Source organism: Pantoea sp. GCM10028869 (assembly GCF_042666835.1).
GTDB classification, from domain to species: Bacteria; Pseudomonadota; Gammaproteobacteria; order Enterobacterales; family Enterobacteriaceae; genus Pantoea; species Pantoea leporis.
The window spans coordinates 267,460-289,088 of the sequence record NZ_JBHTGO010000006.1 but is presented as its reverse complement, the minus strand read 5'-3'; the positions used below and the strand labels follow the sequence as shown (position 1 = coordinate 289,088).

Annotated in this window: 20 protein-coding genes; 7 read left to right on the top strand and 13 right to left on the bottom strand. The window is 55.5% G+C overall.

The features are described from left to right. Entirely contained in the window at positions 1-1,422 is a 1,422-nt protein-coding gene (locus ACFQW4_RS17500) for a cytochrome ubiquinol oxidase subunit I (RefSeq protein ID WP_101761884.1), read from the bottom strand. Between the two features lie 566 nt (positions 1,423-1,988). Between ACFQW4_RS17500 and yghX the strand changes: the two genes are divergently transcribed. Continuing rightward, complete coding sequence (gene yghX, locus ACFQW4_RS17495; RefSeq protein ID WP_354467354.1) at positions 1,989-2,879, top strand: YghX family hydrolase; 891 nt, start codon at positions 1,989-1,991, stop codon at positions 2,877-2,879. A 33-nt stretch (positions 2,880-2,912) separates the two neighbouring features. On the opposite strand, the gene ACFQW4_RS17490 is transcribed toward yghX, so the two are convergent. Then, positions 2,913-3,275 carry a helix-turn-helix domain-containing protein gene (locus ACFQW4_RS17490; protein WP_101761882.1) on the bottom strand — a complete coding sequence of 121 codons (363 nt, stop codon included), beginning with the start codon at positions 3,273-3,275 and terminating at the stop codon, positions 2,913-2,915. A 97-nt stretch (positions 3,276-3,372) separates the two neighbouring features. Between ACFQW4_RS17490 and ACFQW4_RS17485 the strand changes: the two genes are divergently transcribed. Next, positions 3,373-4,227, top strand: a complete 855-nt coding sequence (locus ACFQW4_RS17485; protein ID WP_110867251.1) for an SDR family oxidoreductase — start codon at positions 3,373-3,375, stop codon at positions 4,225-4,227. Positions 4,228-4,691: 464 nt separating this feature from the next. Further along, positions 4,692-6,350 (top strand): alpha,alpha-trehalase TreF, encoded by a 1,659-nt coding sequence (treF, locus tag ACFQW4_RS17480; RefSeq protein WP_052026007.1) that lies wholly within the window; start codon positions 4,692-4,694, stop codon positions 6,348-6,350. Positions 6,351-6,524: 174 nt separating this feature from the next. Here treF and ACFQW4_RS17475 read toward each other — a convergent pair whose 3' ends face one another. After that, positions 6,525-7,472: a diguanylate cyclase domain-containing protein gene (locus ACFQW4_RS17475; RefSeq protein ID WP_377726399.1), complete on the bottom strand. Its 948-nt coding sequence runs from the start codon at positions 7,470-7,472 to the stop codon at positions 6,525-6,527. Positions 7,473-7,822: 350 nt separating this feature from the next. Between ACFQW4_RS17475 and ACFQW4_RS17470 the strand changes: the two genes are divergently transcribed. The 4 genes from ACFQW4_RS17470 (at position 7,823) to ACFQW4_RS17455 (ending at position 13,543) form a co-directional block, all read left to right on the top strand. Continuing rightward, the gene (locus ACFQW4_RS17470; protein WP_377726397.1) at positions 7,823-11,047 is read left to right on the top strand and encodes a transporter substrate-binding domain-containing protein; all 3,225 of its coding nucleotides are present in this window, start codon (positions 7,823-7,825) and stop codon (positions 11,045-11,047) included. Beyond that, complete coding sequence (locus tag ACFQW4_RS17465; protein WP_137386443.1) at positions 11,044-11,748, top strand: response regulator transcription factor; 705 nt, start codon at positions 11,044-11,046, stop codon at positions 11,746-11,748. The genes ACFQW4_RS17470 and ACFQW4_RS17465 overlap by 4 nt, the downstream gene beginning before the upstream one ends. A 118-nt stretch (positions 11,749-11,866) precedes the next feature. Then, on the top strand, positions 11,867-12,931 hold the full coding sequence (uxuA, locus tag ACFQW4_RS17460) for a mannonate dehydratase (RefSeq protein WP_377726395.1): 1,065 nt from the start codon (positions 11,867-11,869) through the stop codon (positions 12,929-12,931). A gap of 198 nt (positions 12,932-13,129) precedes the next feature. After that, positions 13,130-13,543, top strand: coding sequence for an ester cyclase (locus tag ACFQW4_RS17455; protein WP_192236368.1), 414 nt, complete (start codon positions 13,130-13,132; stop codon positions 13,541-13,543). Here ACFQW4_RS17455 and ACFQW4_RS17450 read toward each other — a convergent pair. The 10 genes from ACFQW4_RS17450 to ACFQW4_RS17405 all read right to left on the bottom strand — a co-directional run bounded on the left by ACFQW4_RS17450 (position 13,526) and on the right by ACFQW4_RS17405 (position 21,572). Beyond that, complete coding sequence (locus ACFQW4_RS17450) at positions 13,526-13,948, bottom strand: MarR family winged helix-turn-helix transcriptional regulator (protein WP_101761875.1); 423 nt, start codon at positions 13,946-13,948, stop codon at positions 13,526-13,528. The two genes, ACFQW4_RS17455 and ACFQW4_RS17450, sit on opposite strands and share 18 nt — an antisense overlap. Before the next feature lie 43 nt (positions 13,949-13,991). After that, positions 13,992-15,254 (bottom strand): beta-ketoacyl-ACP synthase II, encoded by a 1,263-nt coding sequence (fabF, locus tag ACFQW4_RS17445; protein ID WP_377726392.1) that lies wholly within the window; start codon positions 15,252-15,254, stop codon positions 13,992-13,994. A 42-nt stretch (positions 15,255-15,296) separates the two neighbouring features. Then, positions 15,297-15,842 carry a helix-turn-helix domain-containing protein gene (locus ACFQW4_RS17440; protein WP_222185486.1) on the bottom strand — a complete coding sequence of 182 codons (546 nt, stop codon included), beginning with the start codon at positions 15,840-15,842 and terminating at the stop codon, positions 15,297-15,299. A 172-nt stretch (positions 15,843-16,014) separates the two neighbouring features. After that, on the bottom strand, positions 16,015-16,707 hold the full coding sequence (locus ACFQW4_RS17435) for an amino acid ABC transporter permease (protein ID WP_377726390.1): 693 nt from the start codon (positions 16,705-16,707) through the stop codon (positions 16,015-16,017). A 15-nt stretch (positions 16,708-16,722) separates the two neighbouring features. After that, entirely contained in the window at positions 16,723-17,409 is a 687-nt protein-coding gene (locus ACFQW4_RS17430) for an amino acid ABC transporter permease (protein WP_154155525.1), read from the bottom strand. 82 nt (positions 17,410-17,491) lie between these two features. Then, the gene (locus ACFQW4_RS17425; RefSeq protein WP_101761871.1) at positions 17,492-18,307 is read right to left on the bottom strand and encodes a transporter substrate-binding domain-containing protein; all 816 of its coding nucleotides are present in this window, start codon (positions 18,305-18,307) and stop codon (positions 17,492-17,494) included. A gap of 20 nt (positions 18,308-18,327) precedes the next feature. Further along, a complete protein-coding gene (locus ACFQW4_RS17420) occupies positions 18,328-19,065 on the bottom strand; it encodes an amino acid ABC transporter ATP-binding protein (protein ID WP_377726388.1) in 738 nt (245 codons plus the stop codon). Between the two features lie 10 nt (positions 19,066-19,075). Then, the gene (locus ACFQW4_RS17415; protein ID WP_137386449.1) at positions 19,076-19,642 is read right to left on the bottom strand and encodes a peroxidase-related enzyme; all 567 of its coding nucleotides are present in this window, start codon (positions 19,640-19,642) and stop codon (positions 19,076-19,078) included. Beyond that, positions 19,639-20,121 carry a CMD domain-containing protein gene (locus tag ACFQW4_RS17410; protein WP_377726386.1) on the bottom strand — a complete coding sequence of 161 codons (483 nt, stop codon included), beginning with the start codon at positions 20,119-20,121 and terminating at the stop codon, positions 19,639-19,641. Before ACFQW4_RS17410 ends, ACFQW4_RS17415 begins: the two co-directional genes overlap by 4 nt. Continuing rightward, positions 20,118-21,572, bottom strand: a complete 1,455-nt coding sequence (locus ACFQW4_RS17405; RefSeq protein ID WP_377726384.1) for an NAD(P)-binding domain-containing protein — start codon at positions 21,570-21,572, stop codon at positions 20,118-20,120. Before ACFQW4_RS17405 ends, ACFQW4_RS17410 begins: the two co-directional genes overlap by 4 nt. Positions 21,573-21,629 lie beyond the last annotated feature (57 nt).

The window sequence follows — 21,629 nt, the reverse complement described above, 5'->3', positions numbered from 1 at the left end:
TTAGTGCTCCCCACTCTTTTCGCTATGGGTTTTGGCCGCCGACAACGGACGCGCTGGCGTGTGATGCTGACCCGGACCACCGTGATCAACCTCTTTACCTTCGCCGGTCACCGGACCCTCTTTGATCAGACGCATCATGTAGAGGTAACCGACACCAAACACCGACGAGTAGACCAGAATGAACGCCAGCAGGCTGATGCTCATGTGCATATCACCATGCGCCGAGACCGCATCAATGGTGCGCTGCACGCCATATACCACCCACGGCTGACGCCCAATCTCGGTGGTAAACCAACCGGCCAGAATGGCGATCAAACCCGATGGACCCATCAGCAGCGTGAACCACAGGAACGGACGCGAGTGATACAAACGGCCTTTGAAACGCAGCCACAAAGACACCACGCCGAGCGTAATCATCAGCAGGCCCAGCGCCACCATCACGCGGAATGACCAGAAGATAATGGTGGAGTTTGGACGGTCCTCTTTCGGGAAGCTCTTCAGCGCAGGGATTTGCTTCTCCAGGCTGTGCGTCAGAATCAGGCTGCCGAGGTACGGGATTTCCAGCGCGTACTTGGTGCGCTCCTGCTCCATATCCGGCACACCGAACAGAATCAGCGGCGTGGCTTCACCCGGCTTGTTTTCCCAGTGTCCTTCAATTGCCGCGATTTTCGCAGGCTGATGCTCAAGGGTGTTCAGGCCGTGCGCATCACCGATCATCGCCTGAATCGGTGCCACGATCAGCGCCATCCACAGCGCCATCGAGAACATCTTACGAATCGCTGGATTGTCGTTACCGCGCAGTAAATGCCATGCGCCCGACGCGCCGACAAAGAAGGCGCTGGCCAGGAAGGCACCGACCGACATGTGGAACAAGCGATAAGGGAACGAGGGGTTGAAGATAATTTTCAGCCAATCTTCCGGAACCACGATGCCGTTCTGGATGATGTAGCCCTGCGGCGTATGCATCCAGCTGTTTGACGCCAGAATCCAGAAGGTGGAGAAGATGGTGCCGAGCGCGACCATGCAGGTTGCAAAGAAGTGCAAGCCTGGACCGACGCGGTTCCAGCCAAACAGCATCACGCCAAGGAAGCCCGCTTCAAGGAAAAAGGCGGTTAACACTTCATAGGTGAGAAGCGGGCCGGTGATACTGCCAGCAAACTGTGAGAAACCGCTCCAGTTAGTACCGAACTGGTACGCCATCACCAATCCGGATACCACGCCCATGCCGAAGTTAACGGCAAACGCTTTTGACCAGAAATGGTAGAGATCGCGATAGGTCTCGTTACGGGTTTTCAGCCACATCCCTTCAAGCACCGCCAGGAAACTGGCGAGACCGATGGTGATGGCTGGAAAGATAATATGGAAGGAAACAGTAAATGCGAACTGAATCCTGGCCAGATGAAAGGCGTCTAATCCAAACATTGCTTACCTCATTGCCACAAATTACACCGAATTTTTACTTATAATTAACAAGCAGAGCGCAGCGGTTATTTCGCCGTGCTTAAAGAAATGTCGCGCCAATGTAAAAGGAAGTGGTGCGAACGAAAAGATACAGGGGAAGTCGGTAAAACTATAACAGTGTTTTTTGATTTCGATCATTGTTTTCAGCAGAAACTAATACTTTAAAAATCACGACGTTAAGGTTAAACACCCTCATTCATTGTGACAATATTGTTATTGTTTTCCGCCTATTCCCGCTGTGCTTATCAGGTAAGCACTTCATTTATTTATTTTTTAGTGCGAAGAAAAAATGGCGTTATTTACGGTAAATACGTTGAGCATGTAAATATTTCCGGACAGCGCAGAATGATCAGAATTGTTAATTAAAAGCTAATATTTTTAGAACAAAAAGATATATTTCTGCTGTTTATTAAACAGGTGATGTAAACGCAGTGACGTTAACCTGCTGCGGCATGGTATTTGCCAGCGGCGACAAGCTGTGCTTTTTTAGAGCAGTAATCAACCAGTTAAACAGCGAAGGAGAGGTTATGGCCCGTCTTACTGCACAGGATTTCCCTCAGGAACTGCTCGAGCTTTACGATTACTACGCCCACGGCAAAATCAGCAAACGTGAATTTATTGCGATGGCGGCGAAATTCACCATCGCCGGCATGACCGGCGCCACGCTGCTCAGCGCCATGAGCCCCAATTATGCGCTGGCGCAGCAGGTGGAATTTACCGATCCGGCGATCAAACCGGAATACATTCACTATCCGTCACCGCAAGGTCACGGCGAGGTGCGCGGCTATCTGGTGCGACCGGCCAATGCATCCGGCAAAGTGCCTGCGGTGGTAGTGGTGCACGAGAATCGTGGCCTCAATCCCTATATCGAAGACGTGGCGCGACGGGTAGCGAAAGCCGGTTACATCGCGCTGGCGCCAGATGGTTTGAGCTCGCTGGGCGGTTATCCGGGCAACGATGACGAAGGCAAAGTGATGCAGGCCAAAGTCGACCCCACCAAGTTGATGAATGACTTCTTCGCCGCGATTGATTTCCTGATGCACCACGAAGAGGGCACCGGCAAAGTGGGTATCACCGGCTTCTGCTACGGCGGCGGCGTAGCCAATGCGGCGGCCGTCGCGTTCCCTGATTTGGCCTGCGCGGTACCGTTCTACGGCCGTCAGCCTAAAGCGGAAGATGTGCCGCGCATCAAAGCGCCGCTGTTGCTGCACTACGCCGCGCTGGATAAAGGCATCAACGAAGGTTGGCCAGCCTATGAAGAGGCGTTGAAAGCCAATCACAAAATCTATGAAGGCTATGTTTATCCCGGTGTGAATCATGGCTTCCACAATGATTCGACGCCGCGTTATGACAAAACCGCCGCCGAATTAGCATGGAGCCGCACGCTGGGTTGGTTTGAGAAGTATTTACGCGCTTGAGGGTGCGGCGGTCGCCATAAATGGCGGCCCTTCTCAATGCGCCTTCAAAATCCGATGCACATTGCTCTCCAGCCAATCCGCCAGTCCGGTCACCTGCCCTTCCACTTCGCGGCCTAACGACGTCAAACGATACTCAACGTGCGGTGGCACCACGTCATAGGCAATGCGTTCCACAAAACCATCCTCTTCCATATAGCGCAGCGTCTGCGCCAGCATACGTTCGCTGACGCCGCCAATCTTGCGGCGCAGTTCGCTAAAACGCAGGGTTTCTTCGCGCAGCGCCAGCAAAATCAGTACGCTCCAGCGGCTGGTAATGCGCTTCAACACGTCGCGTGACGGGCAATTCACGTTAAGCAACTCACCGCGCGTAAATTTTTCACTCAACTTTTCAGACATTTAACTCATCTTCTCCAAACTAACCAATCTGTAAGTACTTACTAAAAGTTAGTTTATCGCTTAGGCTGTTTTCATACCAGTTCAACAGGAGAACAACATGATTGCGATTACAGGTGCCACAGGCCAACTGGGCCGTCTGGTGATTAATGCGTTATTGAAAAAAGTGCCGGCTAGCGAAATCATTGCGGCGGTGCGTTCGCCCGAGAAAGCGGCCGATCTGCAGGCGCTGGGCGTAACGCTGCGAGCGGCGGATTACAGCCAACCGGAAACGCTGCAAAGCGCCTTTGCCGGTGTCGATAAACTGCTGCTGATCTCTTCCAGTGAAGTCGGCCAGCGTGAAGTGCAGCACAAGGCGGTGATCGATGCGGCTAAAGCCGCCGGCGTTGGCTTTATCGCCTACACCAGCTTACTGCATGCCGATACCTCACCGTTGGGTTTAGGCGTTGAGCATCGTGCGACTGAAGCCCAGCTGAAAGCCTCAGGCATTCCTTTCGCGCTGCTGCGTAACGGCTGGTACACCGAAAACTACGCGGCGAGTATTGCGCCCGCGCTGGCGCATCATGCCTTTATTGGTGCGGTCGGCGAAGGTCGCATCGCTTCCGCGGCGCGCGCTGACTATGCGGCGGCAGCGGCCGAAGTGATCAGCCGTGACGATCAGGCGGGCAAGGTGTATGAACTGGCTGGCGACGACAGCTACACGCTGGCGCAGTTCAGCGCCGAGATTGCTAAACAGTCTGGCGAGCAAGTGGATTACATCAATCTGCCACAAGCCGAATTTGCCGCCGCGCTGAAAGGTGCCGGTTTGCCAGAGGGCTTGTCAGAGATGCTGGCAGATTCAGATGCCGGCGCCGAAAAAGGCGGTTTGTTTGACGATAGCCATACGCTAAGCAAACTGATTGGCCGCCCCACCACGCCGTATGCGGACGTGATAAAGGCGGCGTTGCAGAAGTAAGGTGCGGTCTGATGCCCTCACCCCGACCCTCTCCCACGGGGAGAGGGAGTCGCTGCCACATTTTAGCTCTATCGATTCCCTCTCCCTGTGGGAGAGTGAGGCGCTGCCACATGTTAACTCGATCGGTTCCCTCTCCCGCCTGCGGGAGAGGGTTAGGGTGAGGGAAATACAGCTCTATTTTCGCTGCGTTTGCCATAAATTGATCAAGCCATCCCACGCTTTTTTGCGCAAATTTTAGCGATTTTCTTAAATACAGATATTTCTGTGCAGCTATTTAAACATCCATCCTAAAAGCCGCTTTCATTTCCTGAAATATAGTCCGTTGTAATCACTGAAAAATCATAAAAACACCGGATCCATCGACATGATTTATTACGTTCATAGATAAATCGCATTGTTGTTTCGCCCGTTCAGAGCTCTATAATTTGTTCTTTACGCATTCAAGAATTTACCAGGAGGCTGCTATTAATACTAACCAACAGCAATATAACGCTTTCGAGGATCGACGCGCTGATGCTGAACTGGAGTATCAATATAATCCTCACGAGTTCGTTCGCGAAGGTATGCAGGATTCGGAGCCGGAACCCGAGCTGATTGAAGGTTTGCCCGCGCCGGATGCGCTGACGCCTGCCGATCGCTACATGGAACTGTTTGAGCAGGTACAGACATCGCACATATTTGCTGACAGCAAAACGTTTCCGGACTGCGCACCAAAATTCGATCCGCTGGATATTTTAATTCGTTTTCGTCGCCGTAAACGCGCAGCGGATTTTGATCTGGAAGCATTCGTGCACGAACATTTTTATTCACCTCAGGTGAATGAGAGTTTTTATGTTTCCAATCCAGATAAAACCTTAACCGAACATATTGACGATCTGTGGCCGGTGTTAACCAAAATGCCACAGCAACATTTAGCGCACTCATCGCTGCTGCCGTTGCCGAAACCTTACGTGGTGCCCGGCGGCCGATTTGGAGAAACCTATTACTGGGACTCCTACTTCAGCATGCTCGGCCTCGCCGATGCAGGCCGCGACGATCTGCTGCGCCATATGGCGGATAACTTCGCCTGGCTGATTGATAACTACGGTCACGTGCCGAACGGCAACCGTACTTACTACCTCAGCCGTTCGCAGCCGCCGGTGTTTGCGCTGATGGTGGAACTGTTTGAAGAGGATGGCATTCGCGGCGCGAAACGCTATCTCGATCAGCTGATGAAAGAGTACCAGTTCTGGATGGACGGCGCGGGTGAGCTGATGCCGCATCAGGCCTATCGCCACGTGGTGCGCATGCCAGATGGTTCGCTGCTCAACCGTTACTGGGACGATCGCGACACGCCGCGCGATGAGTCGTGGCTGGAAGATATTGAAACCGCGAAGAAATCAGGTCGTCCGGCCAACGAGGTTTATCGCGATCTGCGTGCCGGTGCCGCATCGGGCTGGGATTACTCTTCACGCTGGCTGCGTGATCCGCAGCGTCTGGCGAGTATCCGTACCACGCAATTTATTCCGATCGATCTCAACGCGTTCCTCTACAAGCTGGAGCTGATGATTTCGACGCTGTCGCACGCTAAAGGTGAAGAGCTCACGGCGCTGGCGTGGCAGAAAAAAGCCGATGCGCGTAAGCAGGCGATTCATCGCTATCTGTGGGATAACACTGCCGGGGTGTACCGCGATTACGACTGGCGTCGCGAACGCTTTGGCGCCTTCACCGCTGCTGCGGTGGTGCCGCTGTTCCTCGGCCTCGCCTCGCCTGAGCAGGCGCACCTGCAGGCCGTTGCGCTGCGCCATCTGTTACTGACGCAAGGCGGCTTGTTAACCTCGATGGTGGAGAGCGGCGAACAATGGGATAAACCCAATGCCTGGGCGCCGTTGCAGTGGATGGCGGTGGTCGGTTTGAATCACTACGGTGAAGAGACGCTGGCGACAGAAATTGCCGTTAACTGGCTGAATACGGTAAATAATTTCTATTCACTGCATCATAAGCTGGTGGAGAAGTATGACATCAGCGGCGATCGCGCCCGTCCGGGTGGCGGCGGCGAATATCCGCTGCAGGACGGCTTCGGCTGGACTAATGGCGTCACCCGCAGATTGATGACCATGTATGGGCATTTGCTGGCGGATTGAGATTGGTGCGGCTTGATGCCCTCACCCTGACCCTCTCCCACAGGGAGAGGGAAACGCTGCCATATGTAAGCTCGATCGGCCCGGGGAGAGGGAAACGCTGCCACATATCCACACGTATCCGCTCGAACGGTCCCCTCTCCCGCCTGCGGGAGAGGGTTAGGGCGAGGGTAAAAGCTACCCCGCCAACCCAAAACCCTGCTTACCATTCTTCTTAATCTGATACATCGCCTCATCGGCCCGCGTCAGCGCCTCATCGAAGCTGTCGCGTTCCTGCACCTGCGCAATACCAATCGACGCACCAATCTGCGCATGTCCATTATCAATATCAAACGGCGTCAGCGCGGCATCCAGCACCGCCTGTATCATAATGCGCACTTTCGGATAGTCGATCAGGAACGGCATCAGCAGCACAAACTCGTCGCCGCCGAGTCGGCCGATCACCACGTTTGGCGGCACCACGTCGATGATGCGCTGGCTCAGTTGAATCAACACCTCATCACCACTGCGATGTCCCAAGGTATCGTTGACGTGTTTGAAGTTATCGAGATCGATAAACGCCACGCACAGCGGGCCCAGCGCTTTCATCCTGCTGAACTGCGTATTGAGCGCATGGCGATTAGTCAGTCCGGTTAGCGGATCGTGATGCGCCAGCGATGAGAGCTGCGCTTCGTACTGCTTCTCTTTGGTCATATCGATGTGCGTGCCGGTGACTTTGAGCGGATTACCCGCTGCGTCCCATTCTGTAACGCGTCCGCGATCCAGCACCCATTTAATGTTGTCGTTTTTGCCCAGCATGCGGTGCAGCGCTTCGTAATAAGGCGCGCGCCCTTCAATGTGATCGTAAAAAGCTTTGAGCACTTCGTCGGCGTCATCCGGATGCAGGCGTTCGCGCCACACATCGAACTGCGCTTTGGTCTCTTTCGGCTGAAAACCCAGCATCGCACCCCAGCGACGATTAAAAATCACCAGCTTGCCGCTGGGAATATCCAGCTGCCACAAACATAAACCGGTTCCATCCAGCGCTGCACTCAGCTTATTACGCGCGTCATGCGCTATACGCTTTAACCGCGCATTATGCTTTTTCAGGTTCTGAATCTGCTGACGCAGCGCTTCTTCTGACATGGTTGGCTGAAGGAGAGGAAATAATCGCTATTTTGCCTGCCGGGAAGTTTCTGTAAATAAAACAAATGAAAAGCCGATTAGCAGCGGCAAATTGGAGAAACTTCAGGAGTTACGTCGAAAGTTTCCTGTCAAAACAGCTGACTTAACTTACTTAAGTACCAGCCTGTAGTAAGCCCCGCCTACATACGTAAGAAATTTCTTAAAAAGCATTTAATAACCGTTGAGCTTCGTGCCGCTGTGAAGGGTCACTGGCGCATTAAAGCGCAGCCAGAGGGCCGCACCGCCGCACGGCAGTGCCTAAAGCAGCAAAGAAAACTGAGAATCAATTCGTGGGCAAACGCATTTTTAGCATGATTTTTTTGTTGGGCTTTTGCCTGTCGGCCTGGAGCGCCACCACCTTAAAATTCACGCCGCGTTACGGTCTGGTTTCCCCTGAAGTGACGCTGAATGCAGAGGGACAGCAGTGGCTAAAACGTCATCCGGTGCTGCGCGTCGGCGTATGGAGCCATACGTTACCGCCCTATTCGGTTGAATTCGAAGAGGACACCTTTGAAGGACTGTCCGCCGATTATCTGGCCATCATCGCGAAAACGCTGAATCGCCCGGTCGAGGTTAAGCGCTATAACACCCGTCTCGATCTGGTTAACGCGCTCAATAACAAGCAAGTCGATTTAATTCCTTACTACCCGCAGGCTGCTAATCATGAAACCAAACTGGCGCTGAGTATTCCCTATTCGCTGGCGCAAAGCGTGTTGATTAGCCGCCGCCAGGCAAAATTTGATCGTCAGCTGAATGACAGCCGCTATCGCCTGATGTACTACGGTGACGACGAACTGAAAGCGCTGCTGCATAAACGCTATCCCGAAGCCACATTAGCGCCCGCCTCACCGCCGCTCTGGGCCTATACCGATACCGCTTTTAATGAGGACATGGTGTTCTGGAGTAACTCCGCCACGCAGCGCTATTTGTCGCAGCGCGGCTTGCAGAACATCATTGAAGGCCATAGCACGCCTTACATGAACGATGTGGATGCACGCTTTGCCGCCCGCGCAGACAATGCTGAGCTGATCGACGCCATTAATGAAATTCTTAAAAATATCCCGCTACGTAATGCCGTACAAATTGCCGAAGCCTGGGGGCTTGATTACCGGTCGGTGGTGAAGAATCATCCTTTGGACCTTAGCGAAGCCGAAGCAAAATGGCTGGCGGAGCACCGCGACATCACGGTGAATTACGACCCTACACATCTGCCTTTCACCTTTCTCGACAGCAAACAGCGTGTCGCCGGACTCAGCGTTGATTTGTTAAATCTCATCTCGCAACGCACCGGTATTCGTTTTCATTACAACCCAATGCGGGGCTTGAGCAACATGCGCGATGCGCTGGTTAATCAACGCAATTCCCTGATTGTGGTGAGTGACGGCGCGTCAAAGCAGAGCCCGCAGATTCAATACACGCGATCTTATGTCTATTCGCCTTGGGTGGTGATGACCCGCAGCGACAGTAACTGGCACAGTTTCGATGAGATGACAGGGAAACGCATCGGCATCTACGAGCGTTCTTATTATCGCTTTGATCTGCGTCGCCGCTGGCCAACCATCGATTTTAGTGAAAATGCGGTTTCGCTCGACTCCCTCGGGCAGCTGCAGGACAAAGAGGTTGACGGCTTTATCGTGCCCTACGAATCGGCGCAATATTTGCTGAATAACCACTTCAACGATCGCTTCAAAGTGGCGTTTGTCGCACCGTTGCCGATGTTTCGCATGGCGATGGCCACCAATGTGGCGGATGAGCATCTGAATTCCATCCTGAATAAAGCGCTGTCCGATATTCCGCAGCCAACCATGCAGTCACTGATGGAGCGCTGGATCAAGTACACGCCGCCCGCCACCAGCACGTCCTGGCAGAGCTATCGCAGTTACGTGCTGCGTATTGCTGCGGTGGCCGGCATTTGCCTGCTGTTTTTCCTGTGGCGCAACCATCTGCTGAAATCGTCGCTGGCGAGGCAGCGCCAGCACGAGCGCGAAATCAGCAACCAACTGCACACGATCGAAACCTTGTTAGAGGACGTGCGTAAAGCGAAGCGTGCGGCACTGCGCTCCAGCGAGGCGAAAAGTACTTTCCTTTCACATATGAGCCATGAAATCCGCACGCCGTTGGCGGCACTGATTGGCCTGTTGGAGATTGAACATTTAGGTCAGAGCGACGAAGCGCAGCGGCAAAAGAATATCGATTTGGCGTGGGAATCTTCCCGTTCACTGCTCTCGCTGGTCGGCGATATTCTCGACCTGGCGAAAATCGAATCCGGTCATTTCAGCATTCGCCACATGCCGATGTCACTGAGCGATGTGGTTTACGACACTGAAGCGCTATTCCGTCAGGTGGCGCTAAATAAAGGGCTGGCGCTCAATGTCATGCTGGATATCGATCAGGACAGCGTGCTGTTCGATCCCGTGGCGTTGAAGCAGATCCTGGCGAACCTGGTCAGCAATGCCATTAAGTTTACCGCGCGGGGTGAAGTTGAAGTGGCGCTTTACCAGGCAGATATCACTAAACCCGAATACGTACTGGAAGTCTGCGACAGTGGGGTTGGTCTCACGCCAGAACAGCAAAAGGCGATTTTCGAGCCCTTTGTTCAGGTGGATCAGGGCACTAATCGCGTCAGTGGCACCGGACTGGGTCTCAACATCTGTCGCCGTCTGGCGGTGATGCTGGGAACCGAGCTGCATGTAGAGAGCGAGCCCGATGAGGGCAGCGTATTTATGCTGCGCTTCATCGCCCAACCCGCCACGCTGACTGAAGCAGAAGCTGAGCCAGTTGATGACGTCGTGCACGCATCCTTAAGAATGCTGGTTGTAGATGACAACGCCACCAATCGCCTGCTGCTGGCACAACAGTTGCGTTACGCCGGGCATCATGTGTTGGTGGCAGAAGACGGTGAAACGGCGCTGGCACTGTGGCGCGAACATGACGTTGATCGTGTCATCACCGATTGCAATATGCCAGGCATGGATGGCTTTGAATTTACCCGCCAGTTACGTATTGAGGAGAAGCTAATGAATCGCCGCGCAGTCCCGATTTATGGCCTGACGGCGATGGCAGAAGAGCGCGTTGCACAACTCGCGACGCAGGCTGGCATGGATGGTTGCCTGTTTAAACCGCTGGAGCGCACCCAGCTGCTGCGAGTGGTCACTGGCAGCGCTGCCAGCAGTGTGCGCAATGAAACCCTGCTTACCCTGGAAAACCTCGCAGCCAATGATCCGCAAGCCTGGCGCGATCTGGTCACCACCGCTCAGCAGCAAAATGCGCGCGATCTTGCACAACTGGAGCAAGCTGCCATGGCGGAGGACTTCCCCGGCGCACACCACGCTGCACATCAATTACTTGGCAGCGCCAAATTACTGCGCGCTGAAAGCTTACAACAGAGTTGCCTGGCCGCCGAGCAGGCAGCCGAACAACGAGAGAGTGCGTTCCTGCAGCAGCTGATTCCCGCAGTCGCTACAGCAGTGGCCGAACTGGAAGCGATCTTCCTCCACGCACTAAAAAATAATCCTGATAATGAGGTGAAACCATGAAACAAGATGCAATCTGGCAGGTTGCCGTATTAGACGATCATCCCCTGATCGGCAAAGCAATTCAGTATCGTCTGGCGCAGGAAGCGCTGCTGGAGCTGGCTGGCGCCTTTTCGCAACGCCAACAGCTGATGGCATTTCTACAGCGTCATTCAGTGGACGTGCTGGTGCTGGACTACATGCTTGGCGAAGACGAACTCGACGGCCTGCAGATGGTGAAACAGCTGCGCGCGCGATATCCCGATTTGAAAATCCTGATCTCCTCGGCAGTAGAAAAACCGGCAATAGTGCAACTGCTGTTAAAAGCGGGTGTGCATGGTTTTGTGGGTAAAAGTGAAGACCAGGAAGTGCTGATTACCGCCCTGCATCAGGTATGCCGTAACAAGCGTTTTCTCACCGCCGATATGCTGCTGGAGATGGATAAGTTTCAGGAAAGCGATAGGGAAATGCATGACTATTTATTGCCGCGTCAAACTGGCGAAGATATCACGCTGCTGCTGCGCAATCTCAGCCCACGTGAGATCGAGGTGATCCGTTGCTATCTGGATGGATTAAGCATTACGCAAATCGCCGGAAAATATGCGCGCAGCCGTAAAACCATCAGCGGGCAAAAACAGACTGCACTGCGTAAATTGGGTCTGCGATCTGATTTGGAATTATTTAAATACAAAGAGCATTTCGGTGAAATTGTGCTGCATCACTGATGCATAAATTGTGTTCTGTGACGCGGATCAAGGCTTATTGGACGCGCTGCGCTGTCATGATGTTTACTAGAATGGTAGTTTATCAGTTATCACAGACACGATAACGGTGGATGACATTATGCAACTGACAATGCGTTGGTTTGGTCCGAAAGAAGATAAAGTTTCGCTGGAATATATTCGTCAGGTGCCGGGCGTGCGCGGCGTCGTGGGCGCGCTGTATGACGTGCCGGTAGGTGAAACCTGGCCGAAAGAGAAAATTAACGCGCTGGTTAAGCAGGTGCATGCCGCCGGGCTGACCGTGGAAGTGATCGAAAGCGTCAACATTCACGACGACATCAAAATCGGTCTGCCGAGCCGCGATCAATACATCGAAAACTATAAGCAGAGCATCCGCAACCTGGCCGAGGTTGGCGTGAAGGTGATTTGCTACAACTTCATGCCGGTGTTTGACTGGATGAAGACCGACATGAACTACGTGCTGCCAGACGGCTCGCTCACCATGGCGTTCGAGAAGAAAGGCATTGATAAGAGCCTCGACGAAGTGGTGCAGGAAGTGCTGGGCAACGCCAATGGTTTCGCCCTGCCGGGCTGGGAACCGGAGCGTCTGGCAAAAGTGCAGGATCTGTTTGCCCAATACAAAGATGTTGATGACGCTAAGCTGCGTGAAAACCTCGCTTACTTTCTGAAAGCGGTGATCCCGGTATGTGAAGAAGTGGGCGTGAAGATGGCGATCCACCCGGACGATCCACCGTATTCGATCTTCGGCCTGCCGCGCGTGGTGAAGAACCGCGACGATCTCGACTGGATCTGTAACGTGGTCGATTCCGAGGCTAACGGCATCACGCTGTGTACCGGATCGATTGCCGAAGATCCGAGTAATGATGTTTACGCCATTCTGGCGGAGTTCTCGCGCCGCAAACGTATTCCGTTCGCCCATGTGCGTAACATCAAGATTATCCAGGATAAAGATTTCTACGAGTGCGCGCACCCAACCGAATACGGTTCGCTGGATATGTATAAAGTGCTGCAATCAATGCATGACAACGGCTTCGATGGCTACATCCGTTCGGATCACGGCCGCTTTATCTGGGGCGAAACCGGCCGTCCGGGCTACGGTTTGTACGACCGCGCGCTAGGCACCACCTATCTGCTGGGATTGTGGGAAGCGCTGAGTAAGCGCTGAGTTGGGTGCGCTTTGTCCCTCACCCTAATCCTCTCCCGCAAGCGGGCGAGGAACTTTTTGCTCCCTCTCCCCGTGGGAGAGGGCCGGGGTGAGGGCATCAGCACGCAGCATAATCACCGCACAACCTGACAAACTCGCCTTCCGCACTTGCCGTTAAATATATACAGTCAAACTGTATATATTCAGCGGGGAATCACCATGTCAGAACATAACAAAGCCGTTGTGCGTCGATTCAATCAGCAGGTGATTGCAGAAGGCGATCGCCAGGCTTTCGATCAGCTCGTTGGCGAAAACTTCATTAACCGCTCAGCTCCAGCCGGCGCGCCCAGCGATCGCGAAAGTCTTTGGCACACCTTCGATCAGATCCTGCGCCCCGCTTTCTCCCATCTTGAGGTGCACATTGAGGATCAAATCGCCGAGCGCGATTGGGTCACCACGCGCAAAACAATAACCGGCGTTCACAGCGGATCGCTGATGGGCATCGCGCCCACCGGTTTACCTGTAACGATCGCGGTGATCGATATGGTGCGAATTGAAGAGGGAAAATACGCGGAACATTGGGGCATGAACACGCTGGCGGCGGTGATGACGCAGTTAAAGCAGTTTGCGTAACGCAGCCAGCCCTTTTTGCAGATCGTCGCGATCCTGCTGGTCGAGTGTTTCATTGATGCGCGCCGCAAGCCAGTCGGCACGCTGTTGACGTGCGGCCGCCAACGCAGCGCGCGCCTGATCGCTCAGCACAATCACCTGCGCCCGCGCGTCCTGCGCGCTTTTTTGTCGCAGCACCAAATCTTGCGCCTCCAGTTCGTTAATCACTAATCGCATGCTTTGATGCTTCACGCCGCGCAGCCGCGCGAGATCGGCGATAGAAAGCGCGTCATGGCTGTCGAGCAGATCTAAGGTTTCATATTGCGAGGTGCGCACGGTCGCGGTGCTGACGCGGACGTTACGTACCAAATGACTGACCATCTTACGGAGCTCTTCCGCCAGCTGCTGGGTTTCATTTTCAGTGCTCAAAGGGGCGATTCCTGCGCGCTATCGTCGGTCCATTATAGGAAACCTATTGCCAGGCTTTAAACAACAAACTGGCATTCACGCCGCCAAAGCCAAAACCGTTGGAAAGCGCATAGGTCATCACCGTCGGCTGTGGTTTCAGCGCCACCAGATTCAGCCCAACAGCCGCTTCATCCGGATTCTGCAGATTGAGCGTCGGCGGAGCAACCTGATCGCGCAGCGCCAGAATCGAGAAGATCGCTTCCACGCCACCCGCCGCACCGAGCAGATGTCCGGTGGCCGATTTAGTGGAGGTGATCGCTACCTCGCTGCCAGCGAACAGTGAGCTAATTGCTGCCAGTTCGCCCCTGTCACCGACCGGCGTCGACGTAGCATGTGCATTGATATGCTGCACCTCGCTCGCCGTAATGCCCGCCTGCGCCAGCGCGGTTTCCATTGCCCGGCGTGCCCCTTCACCATTTTCCGGACCGGCGGTGAGATGGTAAGCATCTGCGCTGGTGCCGTAACCCACCAGCTCCGCCAGCGGTGTCGCGCCGCGCGCCTGCGCATGTTCCAGCGATTCAATCACCAGCAATCCCGCGCCCTCACCCATCACAAAACCGTCGCGGTCGCGATCAAACGGACGCGAAGCCTGCTCTGGACGATCGTTAAAGCCGCCCGACATCGCTTTCGCTGCGGCAAATCCGGCCACGCTCACGCGATGGATCGCCGCTTCGGTGCCGCCGCACAGCGCAATATCCGCTTCGCCGCTGCGAATTAGCCGTGCTGCATCGCCAATCGCCTGCGCACCCGCCGCGCACGCCGTCACCGGCGCGCCAATCGGCCCACGAAAACCATGTGCAATCGAAACGTGTCCGGCGGCCAGATTGGCGAGAAACGAAGGAATAGTAAACCGCGACAAGCGACGCGGCCCACGCTCGGCGGTGGTTTCAACCGCGTTGGCGATTTCGTTAAAGCCGCCGATGCCGGTGGCGATCACCGTGGCGGTGCGCTGCTGTTGCGCACTGTCCTGCGGGAACCAGTTGGCTTGCGTCAGTGCTTCATGCGCCGCCACCAGAGCGAACTCAATAAAGCGATCCATTTTCTTGCGATCTTTGGCGGCGATAATGCCGTCGGGATTAAAACCGTGCTGGGGATCCTGCTCCAGCGTCGGCACCTGTCCCGCCACTTTGCAGGCGATGTCCTGCACCATCTCTGGCGGCAAGGCGCTGATGCCCGATTTTCCCGCCAGCAGCGACTGCCAAACCGCTTCCGTGCCGCAGCCCAGCGGCGATACCAGCCCCATGCCGGTAATGACAATTCGTTTCATTTTTCATTCCTTAATCTGCGGATGCTTACTTGCGCGTTAGCGTTATGACTGCGGCTGGTGCAGCGGCGGCGGCGCAAATTTCTGGGTGTTATCTCCAGCGCGTTTTTTCTGCAGATAATCATGGCGATAGTGCATCATCGGCTCCGCTGCCGGGCCGGGCACCATCTGATAGTTATCCAGCGTCAGCGGCTGACCGTTTTCGCTATCGACCAGCTGCATCTTCACCGGACGCTGCGTAGCGCTTTCCACCAGCTGCATCTGGCGACCTTCCGGCGAGAAATGCGTGCTGCCCCACTCGGTGAGCGCCAGAATTACGCCGCGAAAATCGCGACCGACGGCCGTCAGGTGATATTCGAAGCGCGCCGGGCTGGTGCTGTAACACACCTTCTCCAGCAAGCCATCGTCCACCAGCTCTTTCAGCCGCCGCGACAATATGTTGGGCGCTACACCGCTGCTTTTCTGGAACTCATCGAAGCGCGTAAAACCGGCCAGCGCATCGCGCATAATCAGTATGCTCCAGCCATCGCCAATGCGCCCAAGGCTGCGCGCGATGGGACAAGGCATGTTGTAGAGCGGTTGGTTTTTCAAGGTTGGCTATCCCACATCGTTTTGATGGCGGATACTGTTGCAGAGTGACTTTCATTTTGCAAGTAACTTGCAGAATGAAAGTGATTTGGCGGTGGCTTCTTTGCACAATAAAGTGCGCCGCTACGGTTGGGTGCACTTGATCGTAGCGGCGCGATTTATCGCGCGGATTTGGTCAGGTCCGTACCCGCAATCTCGCCTCAATCTTATCGGCGATCTTGGTCACCACATAGGCAATCACCATGTAAAACACCACCGCCACCAGGAAGGCTTCGAGGTAGTAGAAATTCAGCGCCGCGGTCAGTTGCGCCTGGGCGAAGATATCCACCACTTCGATGGCAAACGCCAGCGACAGCGCTTTCATGATCACCATAAAGGCGTTGGCCAGATCGGGAATCGCCGCCACGATAATCTGCGGGAACATCACGCGGCGGAACAGCTGGCCGCCGCTGTAACCGAGCGACAGCGCCGCATCCGATTGTCCGCTATCAAAGGAGTTGAGCGCGCCCTTCCACACTTCCGCCTGAAACGCTGCAACACAGGCGCTTAGGGCAACGATGATGATCACCCAGTTCGGCAGCGAGTGCGCATTCACTTTCACGCCAATCAGCGTGGCAACGAAATCCAGCGCCGGCGGCAAACCGTAATAGGCGAGGAAAATCACCACTACCATCGGCACGCCTTTGAAGGCAATTTTGTAGGCGATCACCAACTGACGCAGCACCGGAAGGCGGCGATGTTCAATAAAGGCAAACAGCCCGCCGAGCAGCGTTGAACAGATAAACACCGTCACCGCCATCAGCAGCGTCACCGGCACCGCATCGAGAATGCTCCAGAAGTCCGGCAGTAAAACCTCAAGATCAAACATGGTTTCTCTCCCTTATCAGACGCTGGTGAATTTGACGCGTGCAGCAGTTTTCGAGCTGTACTTCGCGTGACGTTGTTCGAAGAAACGGATAATCAACCAGGCTACGCCGCACAGCAGCGAATAGAGCACCGCCAGCACCAGATAAGTGCCGAACTGATATTGGTTGTAGTCGCGTTCCATGATCAGATGCGCAGTCGCCATCACATCCGCCGCACCGATGTACATTACCAGCGCCACGTTATGAATCAGATAGATAATCGCATTGCCGTAACCCGGCAGCGCATAGTGCACCGCTTGCGGACCGACAATACGCAGCATTTTCTGGCGGAAGCTGTAGCCCATGCTGTCGGCGGCGTCATGCTGGCCGCTCTCCACGGCGAGGAACGCCGGGCGCATCACTTCCGACAGATAACCGCCGTGATACAGGCTCAGGCCAATCATCGCCGCGATGTTGGCAGTGACAAAATCGCTGAAGCCAAACTGCTCGGCCACCAGCGGCAAGCCATAAAACGCGACAAACAGCTGCAGCACCACCGGCACGCTGCGCGCGTATGAGACGTACAAATCCACAAACTGGCTGATAACCGGGATGCGGCGCACGCGGAACACGGTGGCGATCAGCGCCAGGAAGAACCCGACGATCATCGCGACAAACATTATGCCAAGCGTCAACGGCAGCGCCGAGAGCAGCTCGGGAATCATCGAAGTCAGATTCACGGTGAAACACTCCTGCTAACAATGAAGCAACGCCCGGCTCAGCACCGGGCGCAGCTTTAGTGAATCCTTACTTCATGTACTTAGTGACGTCTTCGCCAAACCACTTCTGCGCCAGCTTATCCAGCGTGCCGTCCGCTTTCAGCTGTTGCAGCGTTTTGTTGATGTCATCGTTCAGCGCCTGGTTCTCGGCTGAACGGTGAATCAGCACGTAAGTGTTGTTGATGGCAACCGGCTCGCTGGCTTTGATCGCCAGTTTCTGGTTGTCGATCACCGTTTGCTCGCCGAGGTTCGAAGGCAGGATCAGCGCATCATATTTGCCACGCTGCACCTCTTTCAGACGATCCGGATAAGGCACGCCTGCGCTCGAAGCTTTGATCTCAACTTTGTCGTTCGGGTTGTCCTGCTGCCACTGCGTCACGAATTTGTACACGCCGCCGCCGGCGGTAACCGGCACAATCTTCTTGCCGACCAGATCTTTCATGCTGTTGATGGTGCTATCGCTGCGGCTGTAGATTTTCATCAGGCTGGCACCGATCGGTGCATCCGGAATCAGGAACTGTTTGCTGCGCGTTGGCGCTTTGTAATAACCGCCGGTCGCCATGTCATATTTGCCGGTGGCGAGGCCCGTTTCCTGGGCGATATCCGCCGCACCTTCCATCACAAATTTGTACTGCGGCAGTTTAGCGTTGATGGCTTTCAGCACGTCCGGCTCGTAGCCCTGCGGCTCGTGACCAATCGCGCCCCACGACAGCGGTTTAGACTCCGCCGCAGTGGCGATTTTGATGGTGCGCACCGCGTCGGCGAAGCTGTTACCGCTGATGAGTGCCAGCGCGATGATGCCAGGCGCGGCCAGGCGACGTAAAGTGGTTTTGATTGCAGGCATGTCGTTGATTCCTTTAATTATTAGAATACGCGTTCTGAATTGAGGAACTGAGCAAGTCGCGGCAGGGTTGGATTATCAAACATCTCAGTCGGGCTGCCCTGCGCGGCCACCACGCCCTGATCCATAAAGACGATGCGGTTCGAGATACTTTTGGCGAACTGCATTTCGTGCGTCACCAGCAGCGAGGTAATGCCGGAGGACGCCACATCTTTAATCACTTTCAGCACCTCGCCCACCAGCTCCGGATCGAGCGATGAGGTCGGTTCATCAAACAACATCACATCAGGACGCACCGCCAGCGCGCGGGCGATGCCGGTACGCTGCAGCTGACCGCCAGAAAGCTGCGACGGATAGTGATCGAGTTTGGCGCCCAATCCGACGCGCTCCAGCTCCTGCACGGCGATATCGCGCGCTTGCTGTTTGCTTTTGCGTTGAATGACGATCAGCGGATCCGTCACGTTTTCCAGCACCGTCATGTTTTTGAACACGTTGAACTGCTGAAACACCATCGCGGTGCGCAGACGGATCGCCTGGATCGCCGCTTTATCCGGTGACTGATAATCCATGCGGATCTGATCGAGCTGAATGGTGCCCGACGCCGGTTTCGCCAGATAGTTAATGCAGCGCAGCAGCGTGGTTTTGCCGGTGCCGCTTGGCCCGATGATCGACACCACATCGCCGCGTTTCACCGACAGATCGACACCTTTCAGAATCGGCGTGCTGCCGTAAGAGAGCGTAATATCGTTGAGTTCTAACATGCAGCAGCCCTTATTTGTGCAGGTCAGCATGGCCAAGCACATGCATCAGACGGTTGGCCCAGCCAAAAATGGCGATGGCGTGGATCAGATCGATAATCTCCTGATCGTTCATGCCGACCGCGCGCAGTGCCGCCATATCTTCGACGCTGGCTTCTGACGGCGTCACCGACAGGCGGCGGGCAAAACGGTAGATCGCCGCATCTCGCTCACCGAGCACATCCGCACGATCAAAGTAGATGGCGCTCACTACCGCATCGCTCTCCGCCAGCTGCGCATGGCGACGCGCATGCACCACCGCGCAATATTTGCAGCCGTTAACGATCGACGCGCCCAGCGCGCCGAGTTCACGATCCGCGCGATCCAGCCCGCCATCGACATACATAATGGCGTTGAACAGCACGGTACGCGCCACGTAGCTGTCGGGATCGTGCGCTAACGTGCGCACATATTCGGAGATCTTCTTGTTGGATGGCGTCACTTTCATCGCATCGAGCTGCGCGGGCGTGGCCTCTTCTACCTCAACCGGCGCAATATACGGATGCCAGTGCAGCGGCTTGAGATTAACCGATGGAATCATGCAGACCTCAGCAAACGTAATCCGGCCGCGACGCGCGTCTGGAAGTTAATAAAAGCGATCAGCTCGGAGAGCGCCACAATCTGTGAATTGCTCAATCCGGCTTGCTCCAGCAGGCGAATGTGCTGCTCGGTGGCGTGCATTGGCTGCTGGGTAATGAGATCGGCGTGGCGCGCGATGGTCGCCAGCGGTTCTGGCAGATCGGTGGCGCCTGCCGCCAGCGCCAGCAGCGCCTCTGACGGCTGCAACGCCGCCAGCTGCGTCTGATAATCCTGTTGCAGCGCGGCATCGTTATTCAGCTGCGCCATGCGATGCGCCAGCGCTAAACGCACATCCGGCGCTAAGCCCTGATCGTCGTTGGGTGCCAGCACCGAGATGCGGCACTGCTCCGCGCCGTCAACAAATTCCGGGCGCAGGCGGCGCGTGCCGTACAGCGCATCTTCAGCGTTTAAACCGACTGCGCGATCAATTGCGTCACTCACTGCGCGTTCTCCTGGTTGAGTAAGGGCGTAGAATCCACCCATTCATCGCCCTGCAATTCAGGTGTGTCAAAAGCCTGTAAGTTGGCGTAATGCTGCTCGACGTCTTCGGCAAACAGCGAAGCGGTAATGCCGCGCACCAGACGATCGGCACCGGCGCTCACCGCCGGAATATCGCCGGAGACTTTGCCGTGCGTCAGCATCGCGGCATCGTTGAAGCAGTGAATGTGCGCCAACAGCGGACATGCGCCTGGTGTCAGTTCGCGGAATTCAAAGGCGGGACCGAGATCCGGCGCTTCCAGCAGATTGGCTCGCGGCGCGCCCATTGACGACTGATAACGTCCGTCGCGCCAGCTGCGGATATGTGGCGCGAGCGCGGCAAACTCCGGGCGGTCGTGGAAATCGTTGCTAAAGCCGGTGGCCGCAATGAGGTAGTCGTAGCGCAGCGCGCCTTGCGTGGTTTCGATCAGCAGCCCATCGGCCTCTTGCTTAACCGCTTTGATGCCGCAATTAAGCAAGAAGCGAGCATTGGCATGACGCGATACGCGCAGCGTCGAGGAGCGCGGCGGCGGCGTTTGCGTGGTGGCGGTGTAATCGACAAACTTCCACTTCCACGCGTCCGGCAGCTGATGCATGCCGTGCACCACGCCCTGACTGCCAATGCCGGTCATTTTGTTGATGCGCGGCATCTGCTTACGCCGAATCAGCAGATCCACCGCGCCCGCGCCGTTTTCCAGCGCGGTGGCGGCGTTGTCCATTGACGATGCACCTGCGCCAATCACCGCGATGCGTTTGCCTTTTAGGGCTGAGAAATCAATGTCGTCAGCGGAGTGCGCCCAGAACTGGCGGCTAATACCTTGCAGGAAATCCGGCACGGCGAAGCCGCCAAGACCAGAACGTCCGGTGGCCAGCACCAAGCGGCGAGTGTATATGCGGCCGGTTTCGGCACCGCTTACATCGAGCGCAATCAGATCGCCAGCAAAGCCAATATGGGTGACGCGCACATTGTTGCGCACCGGCAGATTCAGCACCTTGCGATACCAAATCAGATAATCCATCCACTGCGCTTTGGGAATTTTATCCAGCGCTTGCCAGGCTTCTTTGCCCCACTGCGCGGTGAACCACGCGCGGAACGTCAGTTGCGCCATGCCGAGCGCCGGACCTTGTAGAGATTTCGGTGAACGCAGCGTTTCCATGCGCGCAAAGGTCACCCACGGACCTTCCAGCCCGGCGGGTGCGGCGTCATACGCCACCACATTGCTGATGCCGCTGAACTGCAATTTCGCCACCGCCGCCAGCCCGCACATGCCCGCGCCGATCACCACCACGTCACGCACGGGTGCGCCATCCTGCGTGCGCTCGGGCACCCAGGATTTAGCGGGCAGTTCAAGATATTCCAGATCCTGCTGAAGCTGAGCTTCCAGCGCGGCAAGGCCATCGGCGGCATAAGTCATACATGTTTTCCCAGAAATAAGCGGCGGCCAGGGTGCGGACGAAACCACCAAATCGCG

Excerpts from the sequence above, each read along its gene's own strand:
- ACFQW4_RS17500 (WP_101761884.1), bottom strand. The coding sequence starts at position 1,422 with ATGTTTGGATTAGACGCCTTTCATCTGGCCAGGATTCAGTTCGCATTT.
- yghX (WP_354467354.1), top strand. The coding sequence starts at position 1,989 with ATGGCCCGTCTTACTGCACAGGATTTCCCTCAGGAACTGCTCGAGCTT.
- ACFQW4_RS17490 (WP_101761882.1), bottom strand. The coding sequence starts at position 3,275 with ATGTCTGAAAAGTTGAGTGAAAAATTTACGCGCGGTGAGTTGCTTAAC.
- ACFQW4_RS17485 (WP_110867251.1), top strand. The coding sequence starts at position 3,373 with ATGATTGCGATTACAGGTGCCACAGGCCAACTGGGCCGTCTGGTGATT.
- ACFQW4_RS17475 (WP_377726399.1), bottom strand. The coding sequence starts at position 7,472 with ATGTCAGAAGAAGCGCTGCGTCAGCAGATTCAGAACCTGAAAAAGCAT.
- ACFQW4_RS17470 (WP_377726397.1), top strand. The coding sequence starts at position 7,823 with ATGATTTTTTTGTTGGGCTTTTGCCTGTCGGCCTGGAGCGCCACCACC.
- ACFQW4_RS17465 (WP_137386443.1), top strand. The coding sequence starts at position 11,044 with ATGAAACAAGATGCAATCTGGCAGGTTGCCGTATTAGACGATCATCCC.
- uxuA (WP_377726395.1), top strand. The coding sequence starts at position 11,867 with ATGCAACTGACAATGCGTTGGTTTGGTCCGAAAGAAGATAAAGTTTCG.
- ACFQW4_RS17455 (WP_192236368.1), top strand. The coding sequence starts at position 13,130 with ATGTCAGAACATAACAAAGCCGTTGTGCGTCGATTCAATCAGCAGGTG.
- fabF (WP_377726392.1), bottom strand. The coding sequence starts at position 15,254 with ATGAAACGAATTGTCATTACCGGCATGGGGCTGGTATCGCCGCTGGGC.
- ACFQW4_RS17435 (WP_377726390.1), bottom strand. The coding sequence starts at position 16,707 with ATGTTTGATCTTGAGGTTTTACTGCCGGACTTCTGGAGCATTCTCGAT.
- ACFQW4_RS17430 (WP_154155525.1), bottom strand. The coding sequence starts at position 17,409 with ATGATTCCCGAGCTGCTCTCGGCGCTGCCGTTGACGCTTGGCATAATG.
- ACFQW4_RS17425 (WP_101761871.1), bottom strand. The coding sequence starts at position 18,307 with ATGCCTGCAATCAAAACCACTTTACGTCGCCTGGCCGCGCCTGGCATC.
- ACFQW4_RS17420 (WP_377726388.1), bottom strand. The coding sequence starts at position 19,065 with ATGTTAGAACTCAACGATATTACGCTCTCTTACGGCAGCACGCCGATT.
- ACFQW4_RS17415 (WP_137386449.1), bottom strand. The coding sequence starts at position 19,642 with ATGATTCCATCGGTTAATCTCAAGCCGCTGCACTGGCATCCGTATATT.
- ACFQW4_RS17405 (WP_377726384.1), bottom strand. The coding sequence starts at position 21,572 with ATGACTTATGCCGCCGATGGCCTTGCCGCGCTGGAAGCTCAGCTTCAG.